Source organism: Pararhodobacter aggregans (assembly GCF_003075525.1).
GTDB classification, from domain to species: domain Bacteria; phylum Pseudomonadota; class Alphaproteobacteria; order Rhodobacterales; family Rhodobacteraceae; genus Pararhodobacter; species Pararhodobacter aggregans.
The window spans coordinates 159,829-175,218 of sequence record NZ_QDDR01000011.1; the positions used below are offsets into that span (position 1 = coordinate 159,829).

Sequence of the window (15,390 nt, forward strand, 5' to 3'; positions counted from 1 at the left end):
TGACCGACCGCCGAAAGACACCGACCGTGACCACGCTGACGACCTATCACAAGACCGAGTACCGCTATGCCAATCCGGTCCTGCTGGGGCCGCACCGGATGATGCTGCGCCCGCGTGAGGCGCGCGAACTCAGGCTTGTGTCGCACGAGATCACCCTCACGCCGCCCGCCCCCCTCACCTGGTCGCATGACGTGGCGGGCAATGCCGTCGCCACCGCCCGGTTCGACCAGCCGACCGATCATCTGCTGATCGAGAGCCGGGCAACCGTCGTTCTGACCGCGCCGGTCTGGCCGGTCTTCGCCATCGCCGCCGAGGCGATCCGCTTTCCCTTCCTCTATTCGGCCGATGACTGGACCGACCTCGGCGCCCTGACCACCCCGCAATACGCCGATCCCGAGGGCCAGTTCTCGCGCTGGGTCGAGGGTTTCGTCTTTCAGCGCCCGACCGACACGCTGTCCCTGCTCAAGGACATCGCCAACGGCGTCTCCAGCCAGATCTCGTATCAGGGCCGCGAACGGGAGGGGACGCAATCGCCCCTTGAGACGCTGGCCCGCGGCTGGGGCTCGTGCCGGGATTTCGCCGTGCTCTTCGCCGAGGCCGCGCGCATTCTCAGCTTCGGGGCGCGCATCGTCTCGGGCTACCTTTTCGACCCCGAGACCCGGCTCGTGGGCTCCGAAGGCGCAGGCTCGACCCATGCCTGGGCCGAGGTCTTCATCCCCGGCGCGGGCTGGGTGGCGTTCGACCCGACCAACCAGAGCGTCGGCTCCAAGAACCTGATCCCGGTGGCGGTGGCGCGCGGCATTCACCAGGTGGTTCCGGTGGCCGGCAGTTTCGTCGGGCTGGGCAATCCGCTGCTCGGCATGACTGTCGACGTGCGTCATTCGGTGATCGGCTATTGACCAGGAATGCCGCGATCCCGGGCCCTGTGCCCAGCGCCGCCCTTGCGCTTCCCTGCCTTGGCGTGCGCCGGTCAGGTCAGCAGCGGGCCGGTCTGATCCAGATAGGCCGGGTCAAAGCCCGCAAAGGCCACCAGCCCCCGGTAATCATGCAGCGTCACATGGCCCTCGCGGAAGGTGACCAGACCGTTTTCGCGCAATTGCCGCAGCACGCGGTTCACATGGACCGCGCTCAGCCCGAGCGCATCGGCGAGGTGGTACTGGGTGAGCGGGCAATCATAGCCCTCCCGGCTGCCCAGCCCGACCAGCGCCAGCCGCGCGCCGAGTTCGAGCAGGAAATGCGCCATGCGGGCGCCCGCGTCCCGCCGGCCGATCCCGACCAGATGCTCGACCACCATCGCCTCGTCCCGGGACGCGGCCCAGAGGATCGCCATCGCCAGCCGCGGCGTCTGCGCGAAGACCTCGAGCAGGTCGCCGGTCAGGACCTCGGCCGCCTCGATATCGACGATGGGCTCGAACCCGTGGTCCGAGGTGCGCAACAGCACGCTGCGCAGCCCGAGGAAATCGCCGGGCACCTGGAAGTCGACGATCTGGCGGGTGCCGTCCGGCTGCAGCTTGTAGGAACAGACCCAGCCCGAGGACAGGATATAGGCGGCCTGATCCGCCTGCCCCTGATGCGCCATGTCCCGCCCCGCAGCAAAGCAGCGCCGCCGCCCGTGCAGACCGGCCAGAACGGCCAGCTCGGCCTCGGACAGCACCGCGAAGGCCGAAAGCTTGCGGGTCAGCGGGCTTGTCGCGGCCAGAACCATGGCCTGTCCCTTTCGATGGCGCGGGAATGTCGGGAACGACGGGTAGACTGCTCTCGATCAGTCCAGCATAGAGCATTTCATGCGCAAGGTGGGCAGCCGTCTGACAAGCGTCATGGCGGCATGAGAAAAGGATCCCACCGAATGTCTAGCACGAGCGGCGCCGCGGGACTGGCCGCCCTGTCGATCTGCGAATCGCTGCTGCTGGCCCTGACCGACCGCGGGCTCCTGCCCGGGCACGAGGTCGCCGGGGTCCTGCGCGACGCCGCGGCCACGCATGAGAACACCCAGGGCGCCGGACCGGAGGCCGAGATGCACCGCGCCGCCGCGGCCCTCATCAACACGATCATCGCGGCGGAAACCTCGCTGCGCCGACCGGCGCCCTGACGCCACAAAACGTAGAGGATCTGCACCACCCATGACGCGACTGTCCACCTCAGACATGACCATGCCCCGACCGCCCGAAACGCGGGAGCTTTCCGACAGCAGCGCCGAGGCGCCGCGCCCTGCCTCGGACTGGACCCGGACGCTGGCCGCCTATCGCCAGCCGATCCAGTCCCGCAGTGTCTTCGAACTGGCGGTGACGCTGGTGCCGCTTGTCGCGCTCTGGGCGGCGGCCTGGTGGGCGATGTCGGTCAGCCCCCTGCTGGCGATCCTGCTGGCGCTGGTCAACGCGGGCTTTCTGGTGCGCGCTTTCATGGTGCAGCACGATTGCGGGCACGGCTCGCTGTTCCGCGACCGGCGGGTCGGCGACTGGGTCGGGCGCGGGCTGGGGGTGCTCACGCTGACCCCCTACGATGTCTGGCGCAAGACCCATGCGATCCACCATGCCACCACCGGCAATCTGGACCAGCGCGGGATCGGCGACATGCCGACGCTGACGGTGCGGGAATACGCGGAAAAGGGCCCCCTCGGCCGCGCCGCCTATCGGCTGCTGCGCCATCCGGTCTTTCTGTTCGGGGTGGTGCCCTTCTACATGTTCTTCCTGCAAAACCGCCTGCCGGTGCATCTGATGCGCTCGGGCTGGCGGTACTGGCTCAGCGCGATGGGCACCAATGCCGCCATCGCCCTGCTGGTTGGCGCGATCCTCTGGCTGGGCGGCTGGCAGGTTCTGCTCTGCGTCTTCCTGCCGACGACGATGCTGGCGGCGACGATCGGCATGTGGTTCTTCTACGTGCAGCACCAGTTCGAGGATACCAGCTGGCACCGCGGCGAGGACTGGAACGTGCAGGAGGCGGCGCTGTACGGCAGTTCGCATTACGCCCTGCCCGCGCCGCTGCGCTGGATCAGCGGCAATATCGGCGCGCATCACGTGCACCATCTGGCCAGCCGCATCCCCTTCTACCGTCTGGACGAGGTGATCCGCGATCATCAGGTCCTGGCCGGGACCAAGCGCATCACGCTGTGGCAGAGTTTCCGCTGCGCGCGGCTGCACCTGTGGGACGAGGAGGGCCGGAAACTCCTGTCCTTCGCCGAGGCCCGGGCGCTGTCCGCCTGAGGCGCCGCGCGCGCAGGAAAACGGGGCCAGCTCGGGCCCCGTTCGCCTGTCAGGGACCGCCGATTATCGCTGCCGCCCCGTCGAAGGCGCGAATTGCACCGAGCTGCGCCAGCTGCTCGATCCCTTGCAGCGGCGGCAGATCCTTTCGCCGAACCCCTCGCTGGGGAAGGGCACGCGGCAGCGCAGGCAGAGGCGTTCCTGCGGCGCGTCGCTGGGCGGGCGCAGCGGCAGGCTGTCGGGGTCCAGATGCCGGGTCATGGATCTGCGCTTTACTCTTCGATCAGCCGGGCCAGATCGCCCAGCGCCCGCTCGATCAGCTCCTGCCGCCGGGCGTCGCGGGCCTCAGCCGTCTCGGAATAGCGGCGGATCAGATATTGCGCCTTGAGCGCCGCCTCGCGCCAATTGGCGGCGGGCTCGGCCAGAAGCTGCACCTCCAGCTCTTCCTGTCGCAGGCGCAGGGCCCGCTGGTCGGCTTCGAAATCGCGCAGCGAATGCCGCCGGATATCGGTCGCCATCCGGCTCTCGGCGCTGCGCCTGGTATCGAGGTTGACCGGATCGTCCGTCATCGTGAGTTTCCCCTCGTCATGTCCGGGCCGCCATCGCGGGCGCCAGAGGTCGAACGCGTGGCCATGCCGGGTCTCCGTGCTGTCTGCTTGGGGCCAGCGGCGGATCCGCCCGTCTGGGGGCGGGCCTCGGTCGGCTGGTAGCCGCGTTTGTAGCCGGTGACGGGACGCCGCGCCCTGACGCAGGTTAGCCCCGGCACCCGGATCGGCACGGATCGGCGCGGTTCGAGGCCCCAGCGGGTCAGCCCATGAACTCGCTGGGCAAGAGCGCCTGATGCAGCAAGAGCAGGGTCTCGCGCAGTTCCTCGCGGCCAATCCGGCCGCCGAGGCAGACACGCAGCCTCTCCTGCGGCGGGCCATCGACGGTGAAGGCGTCCGAGGGGATGAGCCCCAGCGACCGCCCGGCCATCTTCACCACGACATCGGCGCGGCCCACGCCCTCGGGCAGGGTCAGCCAGATGTTGAAGGCGTTCTCGGCGGCCTCGAAGCGGAACCCCTCCAGCGTCTCCTGGGCGATGGCCTGCCGGGCGGCGCTTTCGAGGCGGATGAAGCGGCGGATGGCGTCGGCGGTGCCGTCCTCGATCCATTGCGTCGTCAGCGCCGTGGACAAGGGCGAGGGCATCACCGACAGCGCCCGGATCGCCTGCGATAGACGGATCGCCCCGCGCGGCGAGGGGGCGACGGTGAAGGCCAGCCGCAGCCCGGCGCCCAGGCATTTCGCCAGGCCGCCGATATGCCAGGTCAGGTCCGGCGCCAATTGCGCCAGCGGCGCGGGCGTCTTGGCGGGGATGAAGCCATAGGCGTCATCCTCGATCAGCGTGAGCCCGGTGTCGTTCAGCACCTCGGCCAGCGCCTGCCGCCGCCCGGCCGGGATGGTCAGGGTCGTCGGGTTCTGCAGCGTCGGGTTGAGATAGAGCGCTTTCGGCTGATGCCGGGCGATGGCGGCGCGCAGGGCCTCGGGCGTGATGCCCTGCGCGTCCATCTCCAGCCCGATCAGCGTCACGCCGAAGCGCGCGGCGATGTTGCGGATGCCGGGATAGGTGAGGCGCTCGCAGAGGATCCGGTCGCCGGGGCTGGTCACGATCGACAGGATCGCCGCCATCGTCGCATGCGCCCCGGGGGTCACGGCGATCCGCTCCGGCGCCGGCGTCAGGCCGCGCTGGCCCAGCCAGCCGGCGGCGGCGATCCGGTCACGCTCGGCCCCGATCGGCGATTGATAGCGCAGCAGGTCGACGAGATTGGCCGAAACCATGCCCAGCCCCGCCTGCATCCGGCCAAGGAGCACGGGGTCCGTGGGTTCGGGCGGCAGGTTCATCGACAGATCGCCCGCGCGCCTGCGCTCGGGATCCTCGGTCGTGGCCGGACGCGGCGCGACGAAGGTGCCGCGGCCGACGTGACCGGCGATCAGCCCGCGGGCCTGCGCTTCGGCATAAGCCCGCGAGACGGTGGTGAAATCGAGGCCGAGGTGCGCCGCGAGGCGGCGCTGCGGCGGCAGCCGGTCGCCGATGCGCAGCAGGCCCTGCTGGATGCCCTGCGCGATGGCATCGGCAATCGCCAGATAACGCGGCTTGCCGGTGTCTTCCAGCTGGGGAACCCAATCCATCATCGCGGCACCTCTTGTTCAGCAGCAGGCTAACGGAATGATTCGGAGAATTGAAGGGCAATTGTATGCATCACGTGACCCAGCAGCCTGACACGATGCTTTGCCCTTGTTCTGCATCCCGCACGCGGGCACCCTGCTGCCCCCAACAACCAGAATACCAATCAATCATGCTACAATGTCGCACATTGAATGCGATTTTTGCCATTCAATTTCCCCCAATCCGCCCTATATTCACCCCATGCGTCTTGACCGAAAGCGAGTACGACCATGAGCACCCCTGCCCCCCGTGATACCAAGCTGGCCGTCCGGCGCGGCCTGATGCTGCGGTGCCCGGCCTGTGGCGAGGGAAAGCTCTTCGGCCGCTACCTGAAGGTCAATCACACCTGCGCCGCCTGTGGCGAGGAGCTGCACCATCAACGCGCCGACGATGGCCCGGCCTATCTGACGATCCTGGTCGTCGTGCATGTGGTCGGGATCGCGCTGCACAGCCTCGTCGGCCGCTATCAGGACCACCCGCTGCAACTGGCGCTGATCCTCTGTACGGTGGCGACGGTGCTGTCGCTGGCGCTGCTGCCCCGGATGAAGGGGCTGATGGTGGCGATCCAATGGGCCAAGGAGATGCACGGGTTCGGCAAGGCCACGTCCTGAACGCCCCCGCCGAAAGGAAAGGAGCGCGCTGTCCCCGGCGCGCTCCTTTTTTTCGTTTCCGGCCGCCGGGTCAGCCCAGCAGGGACGTGACCAGCCCTTGCGGCAGGCGCAGCGACATGCCGGTGGTGATGCCATAGATGAAAGCCAGCGCCGAGGCGGTCAGGATCAGCGACCGGATCACCGGGGCCTTGCCGATCAGGATCAGGAACAGCGGGAAGAACAGCGCCATCGACGGCAGGAAGCCGATCAGCCAGATCGCGGCGACCACGGCGACGAAGAGCCCGAGATACAGCTCGCGCCCCGACCAGCGGCCGGCGATTGCCAGCGCCGCATCGTCGTCGTGCAGCGCCGAGGCACGCCCCATCGCCAGATGCACCAACACCCAGACCGCGCCGCCCGCCGCCAGCAGACCCACGGTCAGCGGGAAGACCTGGCCGAGGAAGCTCAACCCCAGGGCGGTGACGATGCAGGCCAGCGCGGCGCCGAGGAACAGCGCGGTGAAGGCCATCTGCCGCGGGCGGGTCGCGGCGGCGGCGGGGTCCGTCTCGCCCTCGCTGGAGATATCGGCGCCATAGCGCAGGCCGAGGACAACCGAGGCCACGGTGATCGCGGCGATGATCAGCACGCCCGGCCGCCAGATCCAGTCCCAGTCGTAGAACTGGACGGCCTGATAGAGGTAGCCCTCGGCCCCCGGGGCCAGCACGAAGCCGATCAGCAGCGCCGGCCGCGGCCAGCCGAAGCGGCGCATATACAGGCCGACCGCCCCCATCACCACCAGCGCCACCAGATCGGCGATCGAGCGCGTGGCCTGGAAGGCCGCGAACATGGTGATCATGATCATGAAGGGCGCGAGATAGACGAAGCGGATCTGGGTCAGCCTGGCGACATAGCGCGCCAGCAGCACGCAGAGCCCCGCGCCAAGGATATTGGCCAGCGCCAGCGACCAGATGATCGTGTAGGTCAGGTCGAGCCGCGTCTGCACCAGCGTGATGCCGGGCTGGATCCCCAGCAGGACCATGCCGCCCAGGAACACCGCCATCGAGCCCGAGCCCGGCACGCCGAACAGCAGCGTCGGCACCAGCGCGCCACCCTGACAGGCGTTGTTGGCCGATTCCGGGGCGATGACGCCGCGGATGTCGCCCTTGCCGTATTGCGACTTGTCGCGGCTCGTTTGCACCGCGTGGCTATAGGCGATCCAGTCGACGACCGCGCCGCCCAGGCCCGGCAGCGCACCGATGACGCAGCCGAGACCGGCGCAGCGGGCGACCAGCCAGGGATGGCGCAGCACGTCGCGCAGCCCCTTGCCCCAGCCGCCGCCGAGGCCGGTGGTCTGGGAAATGGCGTTGCCGCGTTTCAGCAGGTCGATGATCTCGGGGATGGCGAACAGGCCCATGGCGACGACGACCAGCGGGATGCCGTCATAGAGATAGTCGATGCCCAGCGTCATGCGGGGCTCGCCGGTGGCGGGGGCGGTGCCGATCACGCCGACGATCAGGCCCAGACCCGCCGCGGCGATCCCCTTGGCGAGGCTTCGGCCCGACAGGACCGCGACCATGGAGAGGCCGAAGAGCGTCAGCATGAACAATTCCGCCGACGAGAAGGACAGCACCAGCGGCCGCGCCATGACGATGGCCACCGACAGGACCAGCGCGCCGATCACGCCGCCCAGAAGCGAACTGGCGAAGGCGGCCGAGAGGGCCCGCGCCGCCTCGCCCTTCTTGGCGAGGGGGAAGCCGTCCAGCACCGTCGCCTGACTGGCGCTTGAGCCGGGTATCCCCATCATGACGGAGGTGAAGGTGTCGCCGGTCGGGATGACCGCGACCATGCCGATCAACATGCCGAGCGCCGAGGTCGGGTCCATCCCGTAGAGGAACGGCAGCAGGATGGACATGCCCGCGATGCCGCCCAGTCCGGGCATGATGCCCACGGCCAGGCCCACCAGGACACCGATGACCAGAAATCCGAGATGTGCGCCCGTGAAGACCTGGCCCAAAGCAAGAAGCGCCGCGTCGAGCATGTTTCACCCTCCCAAGTGTTGAAAGACCGGCGGCACCGTCCCGGGTGCCGCCGGCGCAGGGTCAGAAGCTGACGTTGAACTCGTCGCGCAGCCAGGTCACCAGGTAGTCGCGGACCGCGGGGTCGATCTGCAGCGCCCGGGTCAGCGCGGCATCGGCCTCGGCCCCGACCAGCTGGGTATAGGCGCCCAGTTCCTCACCCGCGCGCTGGCGGAAGTCCGGGGCATCGACGATGGCCTGCGCCGCGGCGGCATAGGCGGCGATGATCTCGGCCGGGACATCCCGCGGCAGGACCATCATCTTCTGCAGCGAGAAACCGGCCAGCATCAGCGAGCGCCAGGCGTCGAAGGCCTCGCCCTCGGGCGCGGCGCCGGTCGCTTCGGTGAAGAACTCGACGAAGGTCGGCAGGTCGGGGAAGGACGGATCGCGCGAGACGCTGCCATCCGCGTTGACCACGCCGAGCGCGAAGAGCGGCACGGCGCTGCCCGCCTGCACCAGCGGGGCGACGCTGCTCAGATAGGCGGGCGTCGTCTGGAAATCGATGCCCGACTCGCCCCGTTCGAACGCCAGGCGACCGGCGCCGCGGCTTTCCATGCCGAAGACGGCGCGGATGTTGAGGTCGAGCATCTCGAAGGCCAGCAGCACCGGCATTTCCAGACCCGTGGCGCTTTGCGCGGCGAAGCGGATCTCGGAGCCGCGCAGGGCCTCGATATCGCCCGGGCCGCTCACGCCATAGCTGGGCGCGATATAGACGACGCCGCCAACCGGCGAGGCCAGAACCGCGGTCCAGTTGGCGTAGTCATAGCGCACGCGGGGATCGCCCAGAATGGCCGGGAACTGGGTCGAGGCCGAGGTGCCCAGCACCTCCAGCCCGTCCGACGCCGCGCGCATGGCGAACTGGTTCGCACCGGTAATCGAGCCGCCGCCGGGGACGTTCAGGACGACCACATTGGGGTTGCCCGGCAGATGCTCGCTGAACTGCGGCGCGAAGAAGCGCGCCCAGACATCGGTGCCGCCGCCCACGCCGAAGGGAATGGTCCATTCGATGTTCTCGCCCGCGAAGTCCTGGGCGATGGCGGGCGTCGCCAGCGGGGCAAGGGCGATGGCCGACGCGAGCAGGCCGCGCAGGGTCAGGGATTTCAGGTTGGTCATGTCGTCTCCTCCTCAGGTTATGGCAGTCAGGCGGCGCTGTCGCGGACGTGGACGACGCCTTCGAGAATTCTGCGGGCGGTGCGGATCACCGAGACGCGGGTCACTTCGCCGGTCGCGGGGTTCTGCTCGATCTCGATCGGGGTGCTGCCCGAGGGATGCTCGATCTGCAGCAGGCGCCGCCCCTGCGCGTCGGGCGCGGGCAGCCGGGCCAGATCATGGGCGACGGTGCCGGGCGTGCAGCAGGCGGCGGCGATGCACACGGCGCCGGTCACCGCCACGGCGGTATGACAGGAATGCGGCATGAAATACCGGGCGCGGATCGTGCCGCCCGCGGCAGGCGCCGAGACCAGGATCGGCTTGGGGATCACCAGTTGCGACACGTCGCCAAGGCCCATCGCCCGCCCGGCCAGCAGGCGCGCGGCTTCCAGCTCTGCCATGAAGGCGCGGTCGGCATCCAGCGCGGCGGGGCTTTCGCCGCCGGTCTTTCCGAAGCTCTGCGCATCGGCCATCATCGCCGCGACCGCCATGTCGATCAGGCTGACCTCGTGCCCGGCGATCCGGTCGCGGGTCTGGCCGGTGGGCAGGAATTTCCCGGTCTTGGACCCGGCCGCATCCAGAAAGGCCAGCCGGATCGGCGCCGCGGTGCCGGGTACGCCGGCAATCGCGGTCGTGCCCTCATAGGTCACGCGGCCGCCGGGGGTTTCCACCGTCGATTCGATCAGCTTGCCGGTGTTGACGTTGTGGATCACCAGCCGCGTCAGCCCCGGGGTCGCAGGCACCAGCCCCTGTTCGATGGCGAAGGGGCCGACGGCCGCCAGCATGTTTCCGCAATTGGGTGCGGTATCGACCAGCGGTTTCTCCACATTCACCTGGGCGAACAGGTAATCGACATCGGCACCGGGCACGCTGGCGGGGCCGACGATGGCCACCTTGCTGGTCAGCGGATTGCCGCCCCCCACGCCGTCGATCTGCAGCGGATGACCCGACCCGAGGGCCGAGATCAGCGCCGCATCCCGCGCGGCACGGTCGGCGGGCAGATCGGCGGACAGAAAGACCGGGCCCCGCGACGTGCCGCCACGCATCAGAACGCAAGGTATTGTGTGCATCGGCTCGCTCCCGCTCCCTCGGACCCAGTCCGAACTCGAGGCGATACTTGCCACCTGCCATCTTTTGTGTGAAATGCATTTTTTACACCCATCAATGCGTATGACACATGAATATTGACCTGGACGACCTCCGCGCCTTCGTCGCCACCGCCGAGATGCGCAACTTCGGCGCCGCGGCGGACAGTATCCATCTGTCGCAACCGGCCCTCACCCGGCGCATCCAGAAGCTGGAATCGGTGCTGGGGGTGACGCTGCTGGACCGCACCACGCGGCGGGTCGAGCTGACGGCGGTCGGGCGCGACTTCCTGGGCCGGGCGCGGCGCTTGCTGGACGATTTCGAGACCTCGCTGCTGTCGGTGAAAGAGATCGCCGAGCGTCGCTCGGGCCTCGTCAGCATCGCCTGCATCCCGACGGCGGCCTATTACTTCCTGCCCGACGTGGTGCGGGCCTTCAACACCGCCTATCCCGCGATCCGCATCCGCATCGTCGACAGCGGCGCCAATGAGGTGCTGCAGAGCGTCCTGAACCGCGAGGTCGATTTCGGCATCACCCTGCTGGGCGCGGACGACCCCGACGTCCTCTTCGCGCCGCTGGTCGAGGAGCCCTTCATGCTGGCCTGCCGCAAGGACCACGAGCTGGCGCAGCGCAGCGAGATCTCCTGGGCCGATCTGGCCGAGCACCGGTTCATCACCGTCGGCCGGTCCAGCGGCAACCGGCTGATCGTCGATCTGGGGCTGGGACGGGCGGGGATCCGGTCGAAATGGTTCTACGAGGTGCAGCACCTCTCGACGTCGCTGGGTCTGGTCGAGGCAGGCCTCGGCATCGCCGCCCTGCCCCGCATGTCGCTCCCCGGCGGCGACCACCCGACCATCGCCAGCCGTCCCCTGATCGACCCGGTGGTCACCCGGACGGTCGGTCTGGTGCGTCGTCTGGGGAGTACGCTATCGCCCTCGGCGGAGCGTTTTTACGGGATGATGATGGAGCGTTGGAAGGACCGGTGAGGGGGGCCGCGCCCGGGACTTCTGGGTGTTCTGCCAACGCCGAAAGCCCGCTGGCTGGCCAGCGGGTCGATCGGTCCCAGAAGGCCCTTTTCCCGGTGATGGATGCCTTGCCTGCCGGGCAATGGGTGCCGACGCTGCCCAGGTCGGCGCAATCGTCGACATCCAGAGCTTACGCCGCAGAGGGCCTATCCCTGCCACCGAGCGGCGGCATCAGGCGAAGTGATCCCAGTAGGCGGCCTCGTAGCGGTAGCCGTCCGGACCCCGGCTGACGTAGCCGTGTCCCGGGAAAGGCAGGTGACTGCCGAGCACACCGATGCGGTCGCTGGCCACCATATCGAGCACGCGCGCGCGCGATGCGGCCGCCGTGGCGCCGTCGGTATCGAAGCTCAGCCGCCAGTCAGGATGCGCAAACTGGACCGCCGGGACGTGCACCACATCGCCCCACATCAACAGCTGCTCGTCGCCCGAGTGCAGCCTGAACCCGGTCATCCCCGGCGTGTGGCCCGGGATGGGAAGGGTCGAGATGCCGGGACCGGCCTGGGCCTCGCCCGACAACAGGATGAGGCGGTCGGCATAGGCCGCGACCGCGCCTTGCGCGGCCGCAACCAGCGGCCGGAACCCCGCATCTGCGCTCGCCAGCAACGCGGGGTCGGTCCAGTAGTCGTGTTCGTCAGCGAGCAGGGTCAGCGTCGCATTGGGAAACATCGCCCGGCCGTCAGCGGTCAGCATCCCGCCGATATGATCGATGTGCAGATGGGTGAGCAGAAGCTGGTCGATCTGCTCAGAATCGATCCCCACCGCCGCCAGCCCGGCCTCGAGCCTGCCGAGCGTCGGAATGAACGACGACGGTCCTCCCGCGTCGATCAGGCACAACCGGCCTGCGGTGTTGACGACATAGGTATTCACATCCCCGATCAGCGGCTGCGATTGCGGCGTGTCTGCGAGCGCCGCGGCCACCGCGCCGGGTTCGCCGGCCAGAATGATCTCCGGCGAAAACGGGATATAGCCGTCTGAAAGGGCGGTAATCTCGATCTCGCCCAAACGCAGGCGGTACTGGGCCGGGACCTGATGGTTGCTCATGGGCGCCTCGGCTTGGCTGGCAGACGGCAAGACAACGGTCCCCGCAGCGGCGGCGGGCAGCGATTGCAACAGGGTTCGACGCGAAATCATGGGGGCTCCTGCACCGGACAGAGGAGAGATACGGCGAGCAAGGCGAAGGCCGCTCGCCGCAGGTATGGGGGGTCAGAGCGTCATTCCAAGATCCGTCAGGCCGGACTCGACGAACGCCATGTGCAGCATTTGCGCGTAGGGGAAGGTCTCGGGGTCCGGGTTGCCGCCGATGCTCCCCGTCTCGAGCCAGGCGCGCAGGCCGTCCTCTGTAACGCGGGGCGTCCGGAAGGTCGGCAATTGCCCGGCCCAGACCGCCGGCCAGATCGCCTCGTCGATCGCGGCGAAGCGGGTGCGGCGCAGGGTGTCGCGCGCGGCATCCGGCTCCTCAAGGATCAGCTTGAGCGCGCGCAGATCGGCGCGAATGAAGGCGCTGAAATCGGCGGCGCGCTCTTCGATTTCGGCGCCGCGCGTGTGGAGCGCCTGCCCCTGCAACCGGGCTGCCGCCGGGATGTCGCCCACGGCGACGCCCAGCACCGGGACCGCGCCGAATTCGCGGGCGGTCTGCTCGGTGAAGGGCGACAGCAGCGCGCCGCCCTGGATCGCGCCATTGGCGATGCCCGAAACGACGTTGACGATGCTGCCCATGGGCACCAGTTGCACGTCGCTGTCCGGGTTCAGGCCGACCTGACGCAAGGACATGCGCGTGATGAGGTCGGTCGCACTTCCCGGCGCGGTGATCCCCAGACTGGCACCCCGCAGGGACGCAACGGCGGCTTCACGCGCGGCAAGCGGGCTGGCCGCATCCACACCTCGCTCCGCCGCAATCGCCTGCCCCAGGCAAAGGCTGTAGGCGTCGGTGGCGGTATAGCTTTCCAGAATGCGGATGTCCTGTCCCCGGCTGACGGCCGACAGCGCCTCGCCCGGCGTGGCGAGCTGCAGATCGCCCTCACCGGCCACCAGCGCCGTTGCCGCGACCGGACCGCCGTTCAGCAGGATGCGCTCGATGGTCAGGCCCTCGTCGGCGTAATAGCCCATGTCTTCGGCCAGATAGGTAACCGACCACAGGGTCAGCGTCGCTGGCGAGGCGTGGATCACGCGCAGGTGGCCGCTGCCCTGGGCGCGAGCCCGTCCGCCGAGGAACGGGGCCGCGACAGCGGCCAGCCCCCCTGCTCCGACGGCTCCCAACAGGCGGCGGCGGGTCATCCGAAGTGCTGATCTTGTCATGATATCCTCCCATGTGCCGGGTTTCTGCCCGGGCGTCAGTCAACAATCCTCAAGGCGTGGCGCCTCTCCGGCGCCCCGTCAGACTTTTGGGATCGTGCGATCCGGTTCTACTGCCAGTGCAACAGGCGGCGCCCGATCAGGACGACCGAGGCATCCAGCAAGAGCCCCAGCATTGTCGTCACGACGAGCGTGGCGAACAATCCGGCGGTGTCGAACTGGCTGGCGCTGAGCGAGATCAGGTAGCCAAGCCCGCGGTTCGACGAGAACATCTCGGCAACGACAGCGCCAATCAGCGCGAAGGGGGCGGAAATGCGCAGCCCGGCAAAGACCCAGGACAAGGCCGAGGGCACGAAGACCTTCGCCACCGCATTCCAGCGCGATGCGCCCATCACCTTGATCACGTCAATCAGGTCGGCATCGACCGATCGGATCCCCGACAGCGTGTTCATGAAGATCGGAAAGAACACCAGCAAGGCGGTGAAGGCGACCTTCATCTCGAACCCGATGCCAAGCCAAAGCACGAACAACGGCACCAGCGCGACGCGTGGCAGCGAATAGAGCCCCACCAGATAGGGGTCCAGCACCCGAGCCACGACCGGATTGAGGCCCAGAAGTATCCCCAGCCCCATGCCAAGCACGGTGCCCGAGGCAAACCCCGCGAGTGCCACGCCGACCGTCGCCGACACGGCCGAGACCATGCGCCCGTCAGCGGTCATGGTCCAGAGCGTGGTGACGATCTCGGACGGGCTGGAAACCCAGAAGCCCGAGAACCAGCGCCCGCTGCCCCATTCCCAAAGACCCAGCGACACCACCGCAAACAGGATCTGCAGGATCAGCACCAGCCGGTTCTCGCGGCGACGCAGGGCAATGGCGGGGTCGGCGTCGAGCGCTTGGTCAGCGCCGATGGGGTGTGGGTCGGTCACAATAGTCATGTCGCGGCCTCCCCGCTGGCCAGATCCTGCTTGAGCGCAGCCCAGAGTTCCTCGAAGTAGTCGCCAAATTCCGGCTGAAAGCGGATGTGGAACACATCCCTCGGCCTGGGCAGCCGGATATCGGCAATGGCGATGATCCTGCCGGGACGCCCCGACATGACGATCACCCGGTCGGCCAGCGAGATCGCCTCGGTCAGGTCGTGGGTGACGAAGATCAGCGTCTTGCCCGAGCCTTCCCATGTTTTCAGAAGCTCGGCCTGCAGCATCAGCTTGAGCTGCGCGTCCAGCGCGCCGAAAGGTTCGTCCATCAACAGCGTGTCGGGCTCATACACCAGGGACCGGGCCAGTTGCGCGCGCTTGCGCATGCCACCCGACAATTCCTTGGGATAGTGCTTCTCGAAGCCTTTCAGCCCGACCATGGCGATATAGCGCGCCACGCGCTCGCGCTTTTCCGCCTCGGACAACCGCTTGTGCGGCCCCATCTCCAGCGGCAGGCGGATGTTCTGTTCGACGCTGCGCCACGGCAGAAGATTGTCCTTCTGCGTCACATAGGCGACTTGCGTGTTGGCGCCGCTGATCGCCTGGCCCTTGTAGCGTATGGCGCCGGTCCCGGGCTTCATCAGCCCGGCGGTCATGTTCAGCAAGGTCGACTTGCCACAGCCCGACGGACCGACGACCGCCAGCAACTCGCCCTCGCGCACCGAAAGGTTCAGCCGCCCCAGCGCCTGTATCGGCACCGTTCCCTTGAAAAAGACCTTCGATACGTCGTCGAATTCCACGATGGGGATCATTGTCCCTCCTCCCTGTCGCTGCCCGGCGCCGCCGCGTTCTCCTCC

Annotated in this window: 16 protein-coding genes; 5 read left to right on the top strand and 11 right to left on the bottom strand. The window is 68.3% G+C overall.

The window, feature by feature from the left end:
* The first annotated feature begins 26 nt into the window (after positions 1-26).
* On the top strand, positions 27-899 hold the full coding sequence (locus DDE23_RS19310; RefSeq protein ID WP_107754663.1) for a transglutaminase family protein: 873 nt from the start codon (positions 27-29) through the stop codon (positions 897-899).
* Positions 900-970: 71 nt separating this feature from the next.
* Here the strand turns inward: DDE23_RS19310 and DDE23_RS19315 are convergent, their stop codons facing one another.
* On the bottom strand, positions 971-1,705 hold the full coding sequence (locus DDE23_RS19315; protein WP_107754664.1) for a Crp/Fnr family transcriptional regulator: 735 nt from the start codon (positions 1,703-1,705) through the stop codon (positions 971-973).
* Positions 1,706-1,846: 141 nt separating this feature from the next.
* Between DDE23_RS19315 and DDE23_RS19320 the strand changes: the two genes are divergently transcribed.
* Together DDE23_RS19320 and DDE23_RS19325 are read left to right on the top strand one after the other, a co-directional pair.
* Positions 1,847-2,089 (top strand): hypothetical protein, encoded by a 243-nt coding sequence (locus DDE23_RS19320; protein ID WP_107754665.1) that lies wholly within the window; start codon positions 1,847-1,849, stop codon positions 2,087-2,089.
* A gap of 61 nt (positions 2,090-2,150) precedes the next feature.
* Positions 2,151-3,200: a fatty acid desaturase gene (locus tag DDE23_RS19325; RefSeq protein ID WP_107754695.1), complete on the top strand. Its 1,050-nt coding sequence runs from the start codon at positions 2,151-2,153 to the stop codon at positions 3,198-3,200.
* 63 nt (positions 3,201-3,263) lie between these two features.
* On the opposite strand, the gene DDE23_RS19330 is transcribed toward DDE23_RS19325, so the two are convergent.
* The 3 genes from DDE23_RS19330 to DDE23_RS19340 all read right to left on the bottom strand — a co-directional run bounded on the left by DDE23_RS19330 (position 3,264) and on the right by DDE23_RS19340 (position 5,369).
* Positions 3,264-3,458 carry a hypothetical protein gene (locus tag DDE23_RS19330; RefSeq protein WP_107754666.1) on the bottom strand — a complete coding sequence of 65 codons (195 nt, stop codon included), beginning with the start codon at positions 3,456-3,458 and terminating at the stop codon, positions 3,264-3,266.
* A gap of 11 nt (positions 3,459-3,469) precedes the next feature.
* The gene (locus DDE23_RS19335) at positions 3,470-3,766 is read right to left on the bottom strand and encodes a hypothetical protein (protein WP_107754667.1); all 297 of its coding nucleotides are present in this window, start codon (positions 3,764-3,766) and stop codon (positions 3,470-3,472) included.
* A 238-nt stretch (positions 3,767-4,004) separates the two neighbouring features.
* Positions 4,005-5,369, bottom strand: a complete 1,365-nt coding sequence (locus tag DDE23_RS19340) for an aminotransferase-like domain-containing protein (RefSeq protein WP_107754668.1) — start codon at positions 5,367-5,369, stop codon at positions 4,005-4,007.
* Between the two features lie 264 nt (positions 5,370-5,633).
* On the opposite strand from DDE23_RS19340, the gene DDE23_RS19345 reads away from it, so the two are divergent.
* On the top strand, positions 5,634-6,014 hold the full coding sequence (locus tag DDE23_RS19345) for a DUF983 domain-containing protein (RefSeq protein WP_107754669.1): 381 nt from the start codon (positions 5,634-5,636) through the stop codon (positions 6,012-6,014).
* 70 nt (positions 6,015-6,084) lie between these two features.
* On the opposite strand, the gene DDE23_RS19350 is transcribed toward DDE23_RS19345, so the two are convergent.
* The 3 genes from DDE23_RS19350 to DDE23_RS19360 all read right to left on the bottom strand — a co-directional run bounded on the left by DDE23_RS19350 (position 6,085) and on the right by DDE23_RS19360 (position 10,287).
* Positions 6,085-8,031, bottom strand: a complete 1,947-nt coding sequence (locus tag DDE23_RS19350; RefSeq protein ID WP_107754670.1) for a tripartite tricarboxylate transporter permease — start codon at positions 8,029-8,031, stop codon at positions 6,085-6,087.
* Between the two features lie 61 nt (positions 8,032-8,092).
* Positions 8,093-9,181, bottom strand: coding sequence for a type 2 periplasmic-binding domain-containing protein (locus DDE23_RS19355; RefSeq protein ID WP_238150059.1), 1,089 nt, complete (start codon positions 9,179-9,181; stop codon positions 8,093-8,095).
* 26 nt (positions 9,182-9,207) lie between these two features.
* Positions 9,208-10,287 (bottom strand): 4-oxalomesaconate tautomerase, encoded by a 1,080-nt coding sequence (locus DDE23_RS19360; RefSeq protein WP_107754671.1) that lies wholly within the window; start codon positions 10,285-10,287, stop codon positions 9,208-9,210.
* A 107-nt stretch (positions 10,288-10,394) separates the two neighbouring features.
* Between DDE23_RS19360 and DDE23_RS19365 the strand changes: the two genes are divergently transcribed.
* Positions 10,395-11,288: a LysR family transcriptional regulator gene (locus tag DDE23_RS19365; protein WP_107754672.1), complete on the top strand. Its 894-nt coding sequence runs from the start codon at positions 10,395-10,397 to the stop codon at positions 11,286-11,288.
* Positions 11,289-11,498: 210 nt separating this feature from the next.
* Here the strand turns inward: DDE23_RS19365 and DDE23_RS19370 are convergent, their stop codons facing one another.
* The 4 genes from DDE23_RS19370 to DDE23_RS19385 form a co-directional block, all read right to left on the bottom strand.
* Positions 11,499-12,368, bottom strand: coding sequence for an MBL fold metallo-hydrolase (locus DDE23_RS19370; RefSeq protein ID WP_157958082.1), 870 nt, complete (start codon positions 12,366-12,368; stop codon positions 11,499-11,501).
* Positions 12,369-12,530: 162 nt separating this feature from the next.
* Complete coding sequence (locus DDE23_RS19375; protein WP_107754674.1) at positions 12,531-13,622, bottom strand: ABC transporter substrate-binding protein; 1,092 nt, start codon at positions 13,620-13,622, stop codon at positions 12,531-12,533.
* A gap of 107 nt (positions 13,623-13,729) precedes the next feature.
* The gene (locus DDE23_RS19380) at positions 13,730-14,554 is read right to left on the bottom strand and encodes an ABC transporter permease (protein WP_107754675.1); all 825 of its coding nucleotides are present in this window, start codon (positions 14,552-14,554) and stop codon (positions 13,730-13,732) included.
* Positions 14,551-15,345 carry an ABC transporter ATP-binding protein gene (locus tag DDE23_RS19385; RefSeq protein WP_202863289.1) on the bottom strand — a complete coding sequence of 265 codons (795 nt, stop codon included), beginning with the start codon at positions 15,343-15,345 and terminating at the stop codon, positions 14,551-14,553. The genes DDE23_RS19380 and DDE23_RS19385 overlap by 4 nt, the downstream gene beginning before the upstream one ends.
* Between the last annotated feature and the right edge of the window lie 45 nt (positions 15,346-15,390).